Below are 17,494 nucleotides of genomic sequence, written 5' to 3'. Positions count from 1 at the left end.
ATAAGGAGTTAATCTTTCGAATGATTAACCGCAACAATTTTTTTGCTAATAAATCTATATGAAAGCGCTTGTATTTCCTGGGCAGGGTTCACAGTTTGTCGGGATGGGGAAAGAATTATACGATTCCCGTAAAGACATCAAAGACCTGATGGAATCTGCCAATGATATTTTAGGTTTCGACATCGTTTCCACCATGTTTAAAGGAACGGATGAAGATCTGAAAAAAACTGAGGTTACCCAACCTTCTATTTTTATCCATTCAGTTGCCGTATTGAAAATCGTCAACGGACAAGGCGCACAAATGGTTGCAGGACATTCTCTTGGTGAATTTTCTGCTTTGGTAGCCAACGGAGTTTTGTCTTTTGAAGATGGTTTAAGATTGGTTGCTGCGCGTGCAAATGCGATGCAGGAAGCGTGTGATGCACACCCAAGTTCTATGGCTGCTATTTTAGGCCTTCCAGACGAAAAAGTAGAAGAAATTTGCCAATCTATCAAAGGAATTGTGGTTCCTGCGAATTATAACTGTCCGGGACAATTGGTAATTTCGGGAGAAACTACAGCAGTAGAAGAAGCTTGCGTAAAATTGAAAGAAGCAGGAGCGAAACGCGCTTTGATGCTTCCGGTAAACGGAGCGTTCCACTCCCCATTGATGCAGCCTGCTCAAGAAAAACTGGCCGCAGCGATTGAAAAAACCAAATTCAGAAATCCTACCATTCCGGTTTATCAAAATATTACCACAACTGCCGTATCGATTCCGGAGGAAATTAAACAAAATTTGATCAAACAACTTACAGGGCCTGTAAAATGGACCCAATCTGTTCAAAATATGATCAAAGACGGAGCTACCACTTTCATCGAAGTAGGTCCTGGGAAAACTTTGCAAGGTTTGATTAAGAAAATCAACAGCGAAGTAGACGCTTCAACCGCAATTTAATTAAAAAAAAATGGGTCAACTATTTTCACCAGGAAAATTATTGCTCACTTCCGAATATACCGTTTTAGACGGAGCTTTAGCTCTTGCCGTACCTACAAAATGGGGGCAAGAGTTTTTTTTTGAATCCAATGATGATGCAAAATCTGAAGTGGTTTGGGAAGCTTATCACCAAGATCAATTATGGCTTTATGCCAAGATCAATTATCAAACTTGGGAAATTGCAGCGACTAACCTTCCGCAGGCTGCAGCATTTGTCCTGAAAGTTTTGCAGAATGTGCAGAAGCTCTCGGATATTAAGTTCAGATCAGATTCATCTTATCATTTAAAAACCAACCTGCAGTTTCCGGCTGATTATGGGTTGGGAAGCAGTTCGACACTGATGAATAATCTCGCAGGTTGGGCTGGCATTGATGCTTTCGAACTGAATGAATTGAGTTTGGGCGGCAGCGGTTATGATGTTGCTGTGGCTAAAGCAAAATCTGCCATTCTTTATCAGAAAACTGATGGGGAGAGACTCATTAAAGCGGTAGATTTTAATCCTGTTTTTAAGAATGAACTTATTTTCATTCATCTCAATCAGAAACAGGACAGCCGCGAAGGCATTGAAATGTACCGTGCTAAACCCAAATCACCTGAACTGATTGAAGCGTTTTCGTGGATTACTGAAGAAGTAATGACATGTGAAAATTTAGAATATTTTTCGCAGTTAATGGAAGTTCACGAACGAAAACTTTCAGCCTTTCTCGGCATTCAAACCATTAAAGAAAAATATTTCGAAAACTGTCCTGCTTTCGTCAAAAGTTTGGGAGCCTGGGGCGGTGATTTTGTGATGAGTGCTAAATTTCCCGGTTTCAAAGACTATTTTTCGGGAAAAGGTTTTGAGGCTGTGTTTTCGTGGGACGAAATAATTGGCTGATATCCAGCGTTATACCAAATTTAAATTTTCTTGTGAATTCTGACAAATATCAGTAGTTTTAAAACCATTTTAATAACCTATAATAGGTAAATTTGTTTTATTAAAAAGAATCAGAAATATTAAGTCATTATGAAAAACATTAAAATCATTCAAGAGCTACATGATCTAGGTATTACAGGTTATCACGAAGTAGTGTATAATCCAACCTATGAAGAACTTTTTAAAGCAGAAATTTCTGCTAAGAATAAAGGTTTCGAAAAGGGAGCTCTTACAGAATCAGGCGCAGTTGCTGTAAAAACGGGTATTTTCACAGGTAGATCACCTAAAGATAGATATATCGTAAAAGATGATGTAACAAAAGATACTATTTGTTGGGACGGAAAAGTTAATTTTCCTACAACTCCAGAGATTTTTAAATCTTGTAAAGAATTAGTTTTAGAACAGCTTTCTACTTCTAAAAAATTATATGTAGTAGATGCATTCTGTGGTACTAATCCAGATACAAGACTTAAAGTGAGATTTGTAATGGAAGTTGCATGGCAAGCTCATTTTGTAACAAATATGTTTATTAGACCATCATTATATGAGTTAGAAAACTTCGGAACTCCAGATTTCATCGTGATGAATGGTTCTAAAACAGTGAACCCAGATTGGCAAGCTCAAGGATTAAATTCTGAAAACTTTGTAATGTTTAACCTTACAGAAAGAATCCAAATTATCGGAGGAACTTGGTATGGAGGTGAGATGAAAAAAGGTATGTTTGCAATGATGAACTACTATCTTCCATTAAGAGGAATGGCTTCTATGCACTGCTCTGCAAACGTAGGAGAAGAAGGTGATGTAGCATTGTTCTTCGGACTTTCTGGTACAGGAAAAACTACACTTTCTGCAGACCCAAAAAGATATTTAATTGGTGATGACGAACACGGTTGGGATGATAATGGTGTATTTAACTACGAAGGTGGTTGCTATGCAAAAGTAATTGACCTTACTGAAGAAAAAGAACCAGACATCTTCAGAGCGATTAAGAGAGATGCTTTATTAGAAAACGTAGTGGTAAATGAATATGGCGAAATAGACTATAAAGATAATTCTATCACAGAAAACACTAGAGTTTCTTACCCAATCTATCATATTAATAAAATTGTACTTCCTTCTAAAGCTGGTCACGCTAAAAAAATCGTTTATTTATCAGCAGATGCATTCGGAGTATTGCCTCCAGTATCAATTTTAAATGAAGATCAAGCGCAATATCACTTCCTTTGCGGCTATACGTCAAAACTTGCAGGAACTGAAAGAGGAATTACAGAACCACAACCGTCCTTTTCACCGGCGTTTGGGGAAGCGTTTTTGACGCTGCATCCAACCATGTACTCTAAAACCCTCATTGGGAAAATGAAAGAGCACGGTGCAAAAGCTTATCTGGTAAATACAGGCTGGAACGGAACCGGAAAAAGAATTTCATTGAAAGATACCCGTGCGATTATCGATGCGATTATCGATGGATCTGTTGATGAGGCCGAAAGAACCATTGTTCCTATCATGAACCTTGAAATTCCGAAATCTTTAGCCAATGTAACTGAAGGAATCCTTGATCCAAGAGCCACTTATGCCAATGTTTCAGATTGGGAAACAAAAGCGAAAGACTTGGCCGGACGTTATATTAAAAACTTCGAACAATACTGCAATACAGAAGAAGGGAACAGGTTGGTAGCTGCAGGCCCACAACTTTAATTTTTAATTGTTTTGTACAAAGATTCCCCTAGTTATCGTAGCTAGGGGAATTTTTTTGATGATTTTTATTCAGCTAAAAGAGCGGTAAAAATAACTATAGTAAAGCTGCAAAAAAACATGCCTATTTTTACAGAGTTTCATACCTATGAAACTGCAGTATCAGTCTGAAGAAACTCGTGTTTCATGCCTATGAAACTGAACCTAAAATTTAAGGAAAAATGAAAGCAATAGGAACAAGAAAAATTTTGTAACGAGATGGTAAGAAATCTTATCCTTTACCACTCAAAAATACTGCTTTATTGGAATAATGATACTAATATAGGAATTATTTTTGGGATGGCAAAATGTTTTTTGAAATTGGTGATCCGCTTTTTGAAAATCAACGAGTAGGTGAGTTGGTAGTGGTTGAATACGAATTATTCTCCGCATGTTTTGCGGAGAATAATGATGTTTTTCTCCGCAAAAGTAATTAAAGTCTGACATCAAAAAAGGGAGGTAGATCTTTATAGGTCTTTTTTACATTGATCCAACTCATTTTGTGCTACCATTTTTTTTTGCTTACGAACTCTGTCTCGGAAATAGAAAGGTGATAATCAACTAATTGTGAAAAATTTCATGATGAATCTTTTGGGAAGTCTTACCGCCTATAGTTTCTTTCCAAAAAATCCTTTATTTAACTTCCAAAAAGTAAATGACGGTCCATTATTTCTGAATTTTGCTTAAACCGAAATCAGGTTATTTGAAAAAAATCCATCTCGGTTGTGAGATGGATTTTTTTTAAGTTGGTGGAGTTGGAGGTTTTCGAACCTTACATATTTTAACGTAACTTAAAATATGTAAGTTCTCTATTTATCAGCATTTTAACTATATTTGTATAAACTAATATACTTAGTTTTTATGTCTAAATATAGAAGAAGTAGCACCTAAACTGGCACCTGATGAATTACACTTTTAAACTCAAGCAACCCAATGGTACAAAGGAAACTCTGATTTATTTCCGTTCATTTTTCAACAATGAAAGTAAGAATTTTATCTATTCTACTGGTGAGAAAATAAAACCAATCGAATGGGATTTTGAAGGTAGGCAACCTAATGACCTAAACGGAAGAACTAAAAGGGCAGAGATTCATCGAAGTGTTAAAATGCAGTTGGATAGATATAGTAGTTTTTTTACAGGGATTGTTAATCGATATAAGAACATAAATGAAGAACTTACCGTTGATATTCTTAAACAAAGATTTGATGAAAAATTCAAAAAAATAACAGTTAAAAGTGATTTCTTTAGAATTTATCAGGAGTTTTTAGATGAGAAGGAAAACGACTATTCCTGCCCAGACAGAAATGGTTCTTTCAAAAGAAACTAAAGATTATTTGGACGGTTTAGGAAAGGATATACGATGGAAGAAGAAATTTATTTGGAGCGGAATTGGAGTTTTTGTCTTTGCGGTTTTAGTACTGATCGCCTCCATTAATTTCTCAACCAATTGGTACAAAGAAAGCATCAAAGCCAAAAGTGAACTACGCCAAGATATTTTAAATGAAATTGCTGATGAAGGAAAAAAAATCTACGATGCAAATGAGATAACAATTTTGAGAGAAAACACTCAAATAATGCAGTTATGGATCAAGAATAATCCTAAAAAAGCGGAAGATTTTCTGAGGTTTAAAGATGGATATAACGCAAGTAAGGAAAATCATTAAAGAATTATCAAGCAGTTGGAGGGTTAAGTTAATTTGGTAATTAGAAAAAATGAGGTAATGTATTGTATCGACTATTTGAGTTCTTTGTGAATTACACCTCCAACTCCTTATAAGATAGTTTTTACTAAAAGTAAAACATAAATTAAAATTTATTACTTTTGTAAAGTGAAAATTTTAAGACTCATATTGACATTCTATTTCATCGCACTGCTTATCATTCCTTGCAGTGATGTTGAAACGCAGCTTGTTGTAGGTCATCATAGTGAGATTTCCATAAGTACCGAAAATTCCCAGCCGGGTAGTAATGATGGTACTTGTTCTCCTTTTTGCATGTGCAACTGTAGCCATGTAAGTGTTATTGCATTTAAGGTAGAACCTTTGCTAGAAATTCCTTTGCAGGTTCAATTCTATTTTTCCAAAAAAATTCTTTTTCACAAGAATAATATTGCCTATCAGGTTTATGACCACATTTGGCAACCTCCCAAAATTTAATTTTTATTGATTTTTTGAAAGACTCTGTAGTTGATGCATTGTCTTCAATATTATGTTTGCTGTATTCTTAATGATGTTCGGACAGATTCTGCTCATTATTGAACAGCAATTTCTATTAAAAAAATTAAATTAAATTCTGTGTTAGATAAAATCATAAAATTTAGCATCAAGAACAAGATTATCATTGGCGTAATGACCTTGTTGTTGATTATATGGGGCTCGTGGAGTGCTACGAGATTACCCATTGATGCTGTACCGGATATTACCAACAATCAGGTTCAGATCATTACAGTTTGCCCGACACTGGCAGGACAGGAAGTAGAGCAATTGGTTACGTTCCCAATCGAACAGAGCATAGCCAATATTCCCGATATCGAGGAAACAAGGAGCATTTCAAGGTTTGGTCTATCGGTTATTACCGTTGTTTTTAAGGAAAATGTTGATGTATATTTTGCCCGTCAGCTCATAACTGAAAAACTGAAGGAAGCTTCCGAAGAAATCCCGAAAGGCGTTGGAACGCCTGAGCTTTCGCCAGTCAGCACTGGTTTAGGGGAAGTTTACCAGTATATTCTCCATCCGAAAAAAGGCAGCGAGAAAAAGTATTCCTCCAAAGAACTGCGAACAATGCAGGATTGGATCGTAAGAAGACAGCTGAACGGAACTCCCGGTGTTGCAGAAGTCAATAGTTTTGGAGGAGAACTGAAACAGTACGAAGTGGCTGTCGATCCCAACCGTCTTAGGGCAATGGGAATCAGCATCACAGACCTTTTCAGTGCATTAGAAAAAAACAATCAGAATACGGGCGGTGCTTATATCGACAAAAAGCCAAATGCCTATTTCATTCGTGGAATCGGCGTCGTAACTTCGCTTGAGGATATTAGAAATATAGCAGTCAAGAATGACAAAGGAAATGTCCCTATTTTCATTAAGGATGTAGCTGATGTTCGTATTGGAAGTGCAGTTCGCTATGGAGCAATGACCTATAATGGTCAGGTAGATGCTGTTGGTGGTATTGTTATGATGCTGAAAGGCGCAAACAGTAATGAAGTTGTCAATTTAATTAAGGATAAAATTCCGACGATCCAGAAGTCACTCCCAAATGATGTGATTATAGAGCCATTTCTAGACCGTACAGATCTTGTTGGAAGAGCAATTAATACGGTTGAGAAAAATCTTATTGAAGGTGCATTGATTGTTATTTTTGTTTTGGTCGTATTTTTAGGAAATCTAAGAGCGGGATTGATCGTTGCATCAGCGATTCCGTTATCGCTCCTTTTTGCATTAGGGATGATGAATGTTTTTGGGGTCAGTGCCAATTTGATGAGTTTAGGCGCAATCGACTTCGGATTGATTGTCGATGGAGCTGTCATCATTGTGGAAGCAACACTTCACCATTTAGGATTACGGAAATCTACTCAAAAACTGACGCAAACTGAAATGGATGAAGAAGTTTTTCTTTCTGCTTCAAAAATCAGAAATAGTGCGGCATTTGGCGAGATCATCATTCTGATCGTTTACATTCCTATTTTAACTTTGGTTGGTGTTGAAGGGAAAATGTTTACACCGATGGCAAAAACAGTAGGGTTTGCTATTTTGGGAGCTTTGATCCTATCGCTGACTTATATCCCGATGATGAGCGCATTATTTTTATCAAAAAAAATATCACGAAAGGAAACTTTTTCAGATAAGCTGATGAATAAACTACAGGGTGTCTATCAGCCATTACTAAAAAGAGCTATCAAAATCAAGGGTATAATTGTTTCCGCTACGGTACTTTTATTTGCAGTGAGCCTATTTTTATTCAGTCGAATGGGTGGCGAATTTATCCCACAGTTACAGGAAGGCGATTTTGCTTTTCATTGCATCTTGCCTCAAGGAAGCTCCCTGTCGCAAAGCATTGAGACTTCAATGCAGGCTTCTAGAATTATCAAAAAATTTGATGAGGTAAAAATGGTGGTGGGAAAAACAGGGGCTGCCGAAGTACCTACCGACCCAATGCCTTTTGAAGCTACAGATCTGATCATTGTTTTAAAGCCACAAAAAGAATGGAAAAGTGATAAATCTTATGATGAATTAGCGGACGAAATTTCAGAACAACTAGAATTGATTCCCGGTGTATTTTTCGAGAAAAACCAGCCTATACAAATGCGCTTTAATGAATTGATGACTGGAATCCGTCAGGATGTGGCGGTGAAAATCTTTGGTGAAAATTTGGATTCCCTTGCAATTTACGCAGATAAGGTTGGCAAAGTCATTCAATTTGTTGATGGGGTTACTGCTCCACAAATTGAACGCATCAGCGGGCTGCCACAGATCAATGTAGAGTACGACCGTACAAGAATGGCAAACTATGGATTAAGTATTGAGGATGTTAACAATACTTTAAGTACAGCTTTTGCAGGAAAATCTGCTGGTCAGGTTTTTGAGAACGAAAGACGTTTTGATCTGGTAGTCAGACTCGACAGTCTTCACCGAACCAATATCGATGATGTCAACAATCTGATGATCTCAACTGGTACCGGGAACCAGATCCCACTTTCACAAGTAGCGAATATCAGCTACAAACTCGGCCCGTCACAGATCAGCCGAGATGAAGGGAAACGCAGGATTGTCATTGGATTCAATGTGAAAGACCGGGATGTGGAAAGTGTAGTAGAAGATATTCAAACCAAGTTGGATAAGCAAGTGAAATTACCTTCAGGGTATTACTTTACTTATGGCGGTCAGTTTGAAAATCTCCAAGCCGCAAGCAAAAGACTGATGATTGCGGTTCCGGTTTCTTTACTCCTGATATTTTTCTTGTTATACTTCACATTCCGCTCATTTAAGCAGGCTGCATTAATTTTTACTGCAATACCGATGAGTGCAATTGGCGGAATTTTCGCATTATTGATAAGAGATATGCCATTTAGTATCAGCGCTGGGATTGGTTTTATCGCTTTGTTTGGCGTTGCCGTTCTTAATGGGATTGTTTTAATAGGAACATTCAATCAATTGGAGAAAGACGGCGAAACAGATATTCTAAAGCGGGTTTTTGAAGGTACAAAAACCAGACTAAGACCAGTTCTGATGACCGCAGCTGTAGCTTCTTTAGGATTTCTTCCAATGGCAATTTCAACCGGAGCCGGAGCGGAAGTTCAGAAACCTTTGGCAACAGTGGTTATAGGTGGCTTGATCACTGCGACTTTCCTGACATTATTTGTTTTGCCAATGTTGTACATTATTTTCAATACAAAATTCAGAAAGAATCATTTTAAAATGAAACCTTTGACCACGATTGTCGCTGTAGGATTTTTACTTGTCGGACAAACTTTAAATGCTCAAAATATAAAAACATTATCGGTGGAGCAGGCGACAGAAATAGCTTTGAGTAATAATTATTCAGTAAAAACGAAAGATCTGGATATTAAAGTTTCTGAAGCTTTGAAACCCACAGCCAATGAACTTCCAAAAATGAATTTCAGTGCGCAGCTTGGACAATACAACAGTCCGAAGTTTGACCAGTCGTTTTCCATTTCGCAGAGCATCCCATTTCCGACTTTGTTTAAAGCCAGAAAAGACCTGATTGCAGAAGAGATTAAAGCTAAACAGATCAGTAAAGACATCACCGCCAACGAAGTTGCAAGGCAGGTCAGAACTTATTTTTACCAGATTGAATATCTGCACTACAACCAGACCAAACTGATGAAGCTCGACAGCCTTTATCAGGATTTTATCAGGATAGCCACTGTCAGATTCAATGCAGGTGACATCAAAAAAATTGAAATCAGTACAGCAGAAACTCAGAAAGGGGAGATCGGTCTATTGCTAAATCAGAATAAAATTTATCTTGATAATGCATACAAAAATCTGAAAGCACTATTAAATACAGACGATGATATAAAGGTTTTGTTTAAAGAAAATTATGAACCGATGAAAGCGGAATATGTTCTTGACAGTACAGCGATTTCCAGCCATCCAACCGTCAAAGCATTTTATCAGGAAATGGAAATTGCCGAGAAAAATAAAAATGTAGAAAAATCGCAGGGCTTACCTGAATTCAGTTTGGGCTATACGAATCAATCGATCATTGGCTTTCATACCGTCAATGGGCAGGAAAAATATTATAATGCAGGGAACCGTTTTAATGTTGCCAACATTGGTATATCAATACCGTTGACATTTGGAGCAACCAAAGCAAGAATTCAGTCTTTGGATTATCAGAAGCAAATGGCAGAATCCAATGCGAAACTCCAGCAAAGGCAATTGACAGTTCAACTTGAGAATGCCTTAGAGCAATATAAGCAGGATGTGCAGCAATATGAATATTATGTAGGTAAGGCTATTCCAAATGCAGAAAAAATTGTAAAAGCAGGTCAGCTCGGTTACAAAACCGGAGAAATCTCCTACGTCGAATATCTTTTCGCTCTGCTGACTGCAACCAATATTCAGCTAAAGTATCTGGAATCCATTCAACAGGTCAATCAGTCTGTAGTCATCATTAACTCTTTAATCAATAAATAATATGAAAAAAAATATCATCTATACTGCTTTCGTTTTTGTTATTCTTATGAGCTGTGAAAAGAAGGAGGCCAACACAGAATCGGAAAGCGAAATCAAAACTGAGCAGGCAGAAGAACACGGTGAAGAAGCCCCACAGACTATCGCTAGCTTGACTGAAGAGCAAATGAAAGCGGTGGGCATCACTCTGGGCAAAATCGAGATGAAAGAACTGACTTCTACCATCAAAGCCAATGGAGCACTTAGAGTTCCGAACAATAATAAAGCGACCGTCACATCAATGTATGGTGGGATTATTAAAACTTTGAATGTACAGATCGGGGATTTTGTAAGAAGAGGACAGGTAATTGCCTCCATTTCAAATCCGGAATACATTCAGTTGCAAGAGCAATACCTGACCGTGAAAAGCAGGATTGCATTTGCAGAACAGGAATACAGGAGACAAAAGGAATTATTTGATAATGATGCCGGCGCAAAGAAGAACCTTCAGAGTTCAGATGCTGAACTGAAAACCCTGAGAACACAAAGATCATCTTTGCAGAGACAGCTTCAAATTATGGGCATCAATCCCGCAAATGTCAATAATGGAAATTTGCGATCCGGTTTAGTGATCACGTCACCAATCAGTGGAACGATAAGTACTATTTCTGCACAAATTGGAAGTTACGTTGACATCTCATCGCCCGTTGCGGAAATTATAGATAATGGTTCCCTGCATCTTGATTTGCAGGTTTTTGAAAAGGATCTACCAAAAGTGAAAGTGGGACAAATCGTTCATTTTAAATTAACAAATAATCCTGAAACCGAGTACGATGCCAAAATCTACAGCATTGGTTCATCCTTTGAAAACGACAGCAAAACAATCTCGGTACACTGTTCTGTAACGGGAAACAAATCAGGATTGATCGACGGAATGAATATCACAGGAATCGTAAGTCTCGATAAAAGTACCACGCCTGCGGTTCCCAATGAAGCTATTGTAGAAGCGGACAGCAAATATTTCATTTTTATCAAAACAGATAAAAAGGCTGAAGAGCATCAAGAAGAGGGAGAAGATGAACATTTAAATGAAAAGAAAATATCTAACAAAGAAGAAAAAATGACTAATTTCGAAAAGATAGAAGTTGTGAAAGGTTCTTCTGATATGGGTTACACGGCGATTACAGCTGTCAATGAAATTCCGGCAAATGCTGAAATAGTAGTAAAAGGCGCATTTTTTGTCAATGCTAAACTGAGTAATTCAGGTGAACACGAAGATTAAATTTTTAAAATAACTGTAATGGAACACAAACATATTTACGACGAGGAAGGAAACCAGCTTTGTTGTACAGCGCAGGAAGGCAAAATTTACAAAGACGCAGGTGCCAAAAAATTGCTTAATAACGATAGCTGCTGCTCTACAGAGAATAATAAATCTGAAACGCACAGTGACGATGATGGACACGACCATAACGATGGTGAGAAAAATACATTTCAAATGTTTTTACCAGCAATTGTTTCTCTGGTTATACTTTTGATAGGGATCGTACTGGATAACTTTTTTCCGCAGGAGTGGTTTAAAGGCTGGGTACGCATTGTCTGGTACGGTGTTGCTTATCTACCGGTAGGCCTACCGGTTCTAAAAGAGGCATTTGAAAGTATCAAACAAGGTGATGTGTTTTCAGAATTTTTCCTTATGAGCATTGCAACAATAGGGGCGTTCATCATCGGAGAATTTCCAGAAGGAGTGGCGGTTATGTTGTTCTATGCTGTAGGTGAGGTTTTTCAAACTTTGGCTGTGTCGAGAGCTAAGACTAATATAAAAGCACTTTTAGATCAACGTCCTGACGAGGTAACTATTATTGAAAATAATCAACCAAAAAAAATAAAGGCCGCTGAGACAAAAATAGGAGATACAATCCAGTTAAAATCAGGTGAAAAACTTGCATTAGATGGTGAATTGATCTCCGATTCTGCGTCTTTCAATACCGCAGCATTAACTGGGGAAAGTAAACCCGATTCTAAAAGTAAAGGAGAAACGGTGTTAGCCGGAATGATCAATATGAACAGCGTGGCTTTGGTGAAAGTCAATACGGCTTATGAGGACAGTAAACTCAGTAAGATCCTTGAACTGGTGCAAAATGCAACAGCTCAAAAAGCTCCGACTGAACTTTTTATCAGAAAATTTGCGAGAATATATACACCGATCGTAGTTGCGTTAGCTGTTTTTATCTGCGTTGTACCTTATTTCTTTGTTGATGATTATGTTTTTAGAGATTGGTTGTACAGAGCATTGATATTCTTAGTGATCTCTTGTCCGTGTGCATTGGTGATATCTATCCCGCTTGGCTACTTTGGAGGTATCGGAGCAGCGAGTCGCAATGGTATATTATTTAAAGGAAGCAACTTTTTGGATAAGATCGCGGAGATTCAGAATGTGGTAATGGATAAGACCGGAACTATGACAGAGGGTGTTTTCAAAGTTCAGGACGTTACCATTAAAGATGGATTTGACAAAGATGAGATTCTCCAATTGGTCAATGTTGTTGAAAGTAAAAGTACTCATCCTGTGGCTACTGCTGTTCACGAGTTTGTAGGAGAGATCAACAATTCAATCAATTTAGAGGATACTGAAGAAATTGCAGGGCATGGGCTTAAAGCTATAGCTAATGGGAAGGAAATCTTGGTCGGTAATTTTAAACTATTGGATAAATTCAAGATCAGTTATGACGTAGATCCTTCCAAAATCGTATACACGGTGATTGCTATCGCATATGATGGGAAGTTTGCAGGTTTCATTACCATTGCCGACCGAATCAAGAACGATGCAAAGCAAGCAGTTGAAAAACTTCATAGCTTGAATGTAAAAGCCACTATGCTAAGTGGTGACAAGACAACTGTAGTAAAATATGTGGCTGAGCAGATCGGTATTGATAATGCTTATGGAGACCTGCTTCCTGAAGATAAGGTCAACAAGGTCAAAGAAATCAAAGCTAAAAATGAAACAGTTGCCTTTGTAGGAGACGGCGTCAATGATGCTCCTGTTGTTGCCTTGAGTGATGTAGGTATTGCAATGGGTGGATTGGGAAGTGATGCAACCATTGAGACTGCAGATGTAGTTATCCAGGATGATAAGCCAAGCAAAATACCGATGGCAATCAATATCGGAAAGCAAACAAAAAAAATAGTTTGGCAAAATATCATTTTAGCATTTGCTGTAAAAGCAATCTTTTTAGTACTTGGCGCAGGTGGTTTAGCCACAATGTGGGAAGCCGTTTTTGCTGACGTAGGAGTTGCTCTATTAGCTATATTAAATGCTGTCAGAATTCAAAGAATGACTTTTTAATAATGCTATTTATAAGTATTAAAAAAACAGAGATGCTGTAAAAGTACATTTATAACTTCATATTTAAGGCTCAACTAGATGGTTGAGCCTTAAATAGTCGCTCCTTAAAATGTGTTTAACATATTGAATATTAGTGTTTTAATCAATATTTCACTTGTGTTTTCTTGCAGGCTTTTGTATCTTAGAGCCTTAAAACCTTGCAAATATGTTGGGAAAAAATCCAGAGAAACTGCCAGAATTATTCCGTCCTATGTTGATAGATTTTATTGATAATACGCACGAACTTGTTTTGCTTGCAGAAAAAGTTGATTGGAATTATTTTGAAAAAGAATTCGCCTCCCTATATTCCAAGAAAGGAAACGCAAGCCATCCGATCCGGTTTATGGTGGGCTGTCTGCTTCTGAAACACCTTTACAATTTGGGCGATGAGACTTTAGAAAAAGCCTGGATTATGAATCCTTACATGCAATATTTTTGTGGCAGGGTTTTCTTTGAACACGAGTTTCCGTGTGACCCGAGCAATTTGGTTCATTTCCGAAAAAGAATTGGCGAGAAGGGAATTGAGAAAATCTTCGCCTACAGCGTAAGGATGCACGATGTAAAGACGAAGACCTCGAACTTTGTTTTATCAGACACTACTGTTCAGGAGAATAATACCACTTTTCCCACCGATGCAAAATTGTGCAAGAAAGTAATTGATTATTGCAACAAAATAGCCGAAAAAGAAGGCATAAAACAAAGACAACGCTACACGAAAGTCAGTAAACAATTGGTTCGTGACACCTATAATGGCAAACATCCTAAGCGAGCCAAAGGAGCAAGAAAATCTGCAAGACGATTAAAGACTATTGCCCTGAGGATGGTACGCGAACTGGAGCGCAACTTTACTCCTGAACAAAAAGAATTCTACAAAGATTTACTCGCTCTTTACTCCAAAGCCGTCACTCAGGAAAGAAAAGGTACCGATAAAATTTACAGCCTGCACAAACCTTTTACCCAATGCATCGCCAAAGGAAAAGCGCATAAACAATACGAATTCGGGAATAAAGTGGGCTTGATCACCACCGCTAATAAAGGAAAAAAAATCATTCTCGCAATTAAAGCATTTTTACAAACCCCTTATGATGGTCACACCATTGAACCACTTTTGGAACAAATGGAAACAGGTGGCCAACCCCTTCCCAAAGAACTGGTTTACGACCGTGGCGGAAAAGGGAAATCGGAAATAAAAGGAGTGAAAATCTCCATTCCAGGTCCACCGAGAAAAAAAGACACCCTCTACCAGAAACAAACAAAGCGCAAAAAATTCAGAACCAGAGCTGCCATAGAGCCTATCATCGGACATTTAAAAACTGATTTCAGGCTGGCTAAAAATTACTTTATGGGAGAAACGGGGCCTCAAATCAATGCCTTCCTAGCAGCAACTGCCTGGAATATGAAGAAAATGATGGAGATTCTTAAAGCCAATCTTCGTTGGCTATATTTTTCTTTGCAGAATTTCCTCTTTGCTGCATATTTTTTCACAATAAAAAGAAAATATTTATATTGTTAAGGAACGACTAAATATGCAATGCCCTGTCTTCGGTAGCTGCCAGACAGGCTTCTTTAAAGGTCTCGGAAAATGTGGGGTGCCCGTGCGACATCCGTGCAACATCTTCGGCAGATGCCCTAAACTCCATTGCCACCACCGCTTCGGTATAACTGTCTGCAATGCGGGGGCCTATCATATGCACGCCCAATATCTCATCGGTCTGTTTATCGGCTATAACCTTGATAAAGCCATCGGTATCCATACTTATTTTTGCCCTTGCATTGGCCTTGAATGGAAAAGATCCTGTTTTTATAGTTTTATTGGCCTTCTTCAATTCTTCCTCTGTCAATCCTACTCCTGCAACCTCTGGCTGGGTATACACGATATTTGGGATAAGCGAATAATTGATATGGGGTTTTTGGCCAACAATCCGTTCGGCTACAAAAACGCCTTCCTCACTGGCTTTATGGGCAAGCATTGCCCCTCGGATTACATCCCCAAGGGCATATACTCCCTTGACGTTGGTTTCGAGGTTTTCATCTACCTTTATCTGTCCATTCTCATTGGTTTCCACTCCTATATTTTCAAGCCCTAAATTGGCGGTATATGGTTTTCGGCCAATGGCCATAAGGCAGTAATCGCCTTCTAAATTCATTTCTTCTTTATTGGAAAGGTTTTCCGCATTTAACGCCACTTTGCCATTAGTTGCCGTTGCATTTGTCACCTTATGTTCCAAATAAAAATCAATTCCCTGTTTCCTTAGGGAACGGTGCAATTGATGTCCCAGTGCGCCATCCATAGTGGCAATAAGGCTATCAAAATATTCTACTATAACTCGTAGTGCATTATTAAATTAAAGATACTTTAATTTTGTTCATTTTTCTATTAAAAACAAAAACATTTACAAATTGAATAAAAGTTAGAGCCGTAATTTTACTTAAGATTCTGGTTTTAAAACCATTAAATGATTTCGCATAATTATTTCTGATTTTAAATTGGTCACAAAGTTGAGAAAATAGCGTTTCGATTCTCTTTCTTGATTTTCTAAAAATGTATTTCTGCTTGTGATAATTTTTTTGGTTGCTTCTCATAGGTGTATCTAATTTTATATTTGCATAATTGAACAAATCTGTTTGTACTTGAGTTGATAAATAACCTCTATCTCCGATTAATGTGCAATTGTTTATTTGATGCTTTATGTCTTGCAAAAAATGGATATCATGAATGCTTGCAGTAGAAATATCAAAACTTTGAAATATTCCTGAAACAGAACATATAGCGTGTAATTTGTAGCCATAATAATAACTCGATTGAGAAGCGCAATATCCTTTGCTTGGAAATGAAAATTCATCTTCTTTACAGATTTTAGAGCGGTTTGCTCTTGCGTTTTTGCAAATTTCTAAAGGCATTGAGTCTACAATAAAAATCCTTTCAAGATCATGAAATCTATCAACCATAATCTTTCTGATATTTTCCATATGCAAGAAGAGTTTTCTTTTCCTGCGATTATAAACACTTCTTTCTATCATTCCATTTAGTTTTGAATTTGAAAGATATCTAAATAACTGATATTCTGAGTCTATTGATAAATATTCTGCAGAAATATTTATGGCAATAAGTTCTAAATCACTCAATTTTGGTTTAATAGGTTTAAAATAAAAATTTTCATTTAAGGTTAATTTTCTTAATTCATTTAAAATAAAATCGTAAATTGCATCTAGGTTATTCATAGTGTATTAGATTGGTATTCAATACAATATACGATTTTTTTTCGTATTATGAATAACCTTTTTATAATGCACTACGAGTTACTATAGAAACCTTTGAACCCAAGCGGGCGAATACGGAACCTATCTCGACCCCGATAACGCCGCCGCCAACGACCATTAAATGCTTGGGGATGTCCCGTAGGGCAAGGGCTTCGGTGGAAGAGATTATCCTTTTTTTATCGATTTCAATATTGGGCAGTGAAGCGGGTTTGGATCCGGTGGCAATGATGATTTTATCGGTTTCTATGGTTTCCGTTTTATCTTCGCCCTTAATTTCAATAGTATTTTTATCCTTGATGATACCGTGGCCTTCATAAACGGTGACCTTGTTCTTTTTCATCAGATAATCAACGCCATTGATGATTTCCTGTACCACATCTTGAACCCTTTGGTTCATTTTCAGGATATCGACATTGGCCTCTTTAACTGGAAAAAACGGAAAAATTGACCACCAAGATTCGGAGTAAATTGACCACCAGTTTCGGAGCAAACTGACCACCTGGATTCGGAGCAAATTGACCACCTGGATTTTGGTTGATTTTTTCAGTTAAAAACGATTGATTTTTTCATGTTGTTAGCGTCATAAATTCGT

The 17,494-nt window shown here is 37.5% G+C and carries 13 protein-coding genes and 2 pseudogenes; 12 read left to right on the top strand and 3 right to left on the bottom strand.

Going from position 1 to position 17,494, the window contains the following annotated elements; translation table 11 throughout:
• The first annotated feature begins 58 nt into the window (after positions 1 to 58).
• From fabD to H0S70_RS09490, 12 genes and pseudogenes are all read left to right on the top strand, one after another.
• Positions 59 to 934 carry an ACP S-malonyltransferase gene (fabD, locus tag H0S70_RS09530; RefSeq protein ID WP_188320620.1) on the top strand — a complete coding sequence of 292 codons (876 nt, stop codon included), beginning with the start codon at positions 59 to 61 and terminating at the stop codon, positions 932 to 934.
• A 10-nt stretch (positions 935 to 944) separates the two neighbouring features.
• A complete protein-coding gene (locus H0S70_RS09525; RefSeq protein WP_188320619.1) occupies positions 945 to 1,850 on the top strand; it encodes a GYDIA family GHMP kinase in 906 nt (301 codons plus the stop codon).
• A 129-nt stretch (positions 1,851 to 1,979) separates the two neighbouring features.
• The gene (pckA, locus tag H0S70_RS09520) at positions 1,980 to 3,584 is read left to right on the top strand and encodes a phosphoenolpyruvate carboxykinase (ATP) (RefSeq protein ID WP_188320618.1); all 1,605 of its coding nucleotides are present in this window, start codon (positions 1,980 to 1,982) and stop codon (positions 3,582 to 3,584) included.
• Positions 3,585 to 3,928: 344 nt separating this feature from the next.
• Entirely contained in the window at positions 3,929 to 4,057 is a 129-nt protein-coding gene (locus H0S70_RS14500) for a hypothetical protein (protein WP_262891112.1), read from the top strand.
• Between the two features lie 130 nt (positions 4,058 to 4,187).
• Positions 4,188 to 4,307 (top strand): annotated as a pseudogene (locus tag H0S70_RS14725) (IS982 family transposase); the annotation flags it as partial.
• A gap of 215 nt (positions 4,308 to 4,522) precedes the next feature.
• Entirely contained in the window at positions 4,523 to 4,948 is a 426-nt protein-coding gene (locus H0S70_RS09515) for a hypothetical protein (RefSeq protein ID WP_228453709.1), read from the top strand.
• On the top strand, positions 4,926 to 5,285 hold the full coding sequence (locus H0S70_RS09510; RefSeq protein WP_123249276.1) for a hypothetical protein: 360 nt from the start codon (positions 4,926 to 4,928) through the stop codon (positions 5,283 to 5,285). Before H0S70_RS09515 ends, H0S70_RS09510 begins: the two co-directional genes overlap by 23 nt.
• A gap of 165 nt (positions 5,286 to 5,450) precedes the next feature.
• Positions 5,451 to 5,777, top strand: coding sequence for a DUF6660 family protein (locus H0S70_RS14585; RefSeq protein WP_317173143.1), 327 nt, complete (start codon positions 5,451 to 5,453; stop codon positions 5,775 to 5,777).
• A gap of 138 nt (positions 5,778 to 5,915) precedes the next feature.
• The gene (locus tag H0S70_RS09505) at positions 5,916 to 10,280 is read left to right on the top strand and encodes a CusA/CzcA family heavy metal efflux RND transporter (protein WP_188320617.1); all 4,365 of its coding nucleotides are present in this window, start codon (positions 5,916 to 5,918) and stop codon (positions 10,278 to 10,280) included.
• A 1-nt stretch (position 10,281) separates the two neighbouring features.
• On the top strand, positions 10,282 to 11,538 hold the full coding sequence (locus H0S70_RS09500) for an efflux RND transporter periplasmic adaptor subunit (RefSeq protein ID WP_188320616.1): 1,257 nt from the start codon (positions 10,282 to 10,284) through the stop codon (positions 11,536 to 11,538).
• A gap of 18 nt (positions 11,539 to 11,556) precedes the next feature.
• Entirely contained in the window at positions 11,557 to 13,602 is a 2,046-nt protein-coding gene (locus H0S70_RS09495; RefSeq protein ID WP_188320615.1) for a heavy metal translocating P-type ATPase, read from the top strand.
• 205 nt (positions 13,603 to 13,807) lie between these two features.
• Complete coding sequence (locus H0S70_RS09490) at positions 13,808 to 15,154, top strand: IS5 family transposase (protein ID WP_088263474.1); 1,347 nt, start codon at positions 13,808 to 13,810, stop codon at positions 15,152 to 15,154.
• A 7-nt stretch (positions 15,155 to 15,161) separates the two neighbouring features.
• On the opposite strand, the pseudogene H0S70_RS09485 reads toward H0S70_RS09490, so the two are convergent.
• From H0S70_RS09485 to H0S70_RS09475, 3 genes and pseudogenes are all read right to left on the bottom strand, one after another.
• Positions 15,162 to 15,965 (bottom strand): annotated as a pseudogene (locus H0S70_RS09485) (dihydrolipoyl dehydrogenase family protein); the annotation flags it as partial.
• A gap of 16 nt (positions 15,966 to 15,981) precedes the next feature.
• Positions 15,982 to 16,863 (bottom strand): IS982 family transposase, encoded by an 882-nt coding sequence (locus H0S70_RS09480; RefSeq protein WP_123249586.1) that lies wholly within the window; start codon positions 16,861 to 16,863, stop codon positions 15,982 to 15,984.
• Between the two features lie 61 nt (positions 16,864 to 16,924).
• A complete protein-coding gene (locus H0S70_RS09475) occupies positions 16,925 to 17,416 on the bottom strand; it encodes an FAD-dependent oxidoreductase (RefSeq protein ID WP_228453708.1) in 492 nt (163 codons plus the stop codon).
• Positions 17,417 to 17,494: the final 78 nt, after the last annotated feature.

Origin of the sequence: Chryseobacterium manosquense, from assembly GCF_014623485.1 — a bacterium.
Classification (GTDB): Bacteria; Bacteroidota; Bacteroidia; order Flavobacteriales; family Weeksellaceae; genus Kaistella; species Kaistella haifensis.
This window is presented reverse-complemented; position numbering and strand designations above follow the sequence as displayed.

What these genes read in the sequence shown, in the direction of transcription:
- H0S70_RS09515 (WP_228453709.1), top strand. Translation starts at nt 4,523, where the DNA reads ATGAATTACACTTTTAAACTCAAGCAACCCAATGGTACAAAGGAAACT.
- fabD (WP_188320620.1), top strand. Translation starts at nt 59, where the DNA reads ATGAAAGCGCTTGTATTTCCTGGGCAGGGTTCACAGTTTGTCGGGATG.
- H0S70_RS09525 (WP_188320619.1), top strand. Translation starts at nt 945, where the DNA reads ATGGGTCAACTATTTTCACCAGGAAAATTATTGCTCACTTCCGAATAT.
- H0S70_RS09510 (WP_123249276.1), top strand. Translation starts at nt 4,926, where the DNA reads ATGGTTCTTTCAAAAGAAACTAAAGATTATTTGGACGGTTTAGGAAAG.
- H0S70_RS09495 (WP_188320615.1), top strand. Translation starts at nt 11,557, where the DNA reads ATGGAACACAAACATATTTACGACGAGGAAGGAAACCAGCTTTGTTGT.
- pckA (WP_188320618.1), top strand. Translation starts at nt 1,980, where the DNA reads ATGAAAAACATTAAAATCATTCAAGAGCTACATGATCTAGGTATTACA.
- H0S70_RS09500 (WP_188320616.1), top strand. Translation starts at nt 10,282, where the DNA reads ATGAAAAAAAATATCATCTATACTGCTTTCGTTTTTGTTATTCTTATG.
- H0S70_RS14500 (WP_262891112.1), top strand. Translation starts at nt 3,929, where the DNA reads ATGTTTTTTGAAATTGGTGATCCGCTTTTTGAAAATCAACGAGTAGGT.
- H0S70_RS09490 (WP_088263474.1), top strand. Translation starts at nt 13,808, where the DNA reads ATGTTGGGAAAAAATCCAGAGAAACTGCCAGAATTATTCCGTCCTATG.
- H0S70_RS09480 (WP_123249586.1), bottom strand. Translation starts at nt 16,863, where the DNA reads ATGAATAACCTAGATGCAATTTACGATTTTATTTTAAATGAATTAAGA.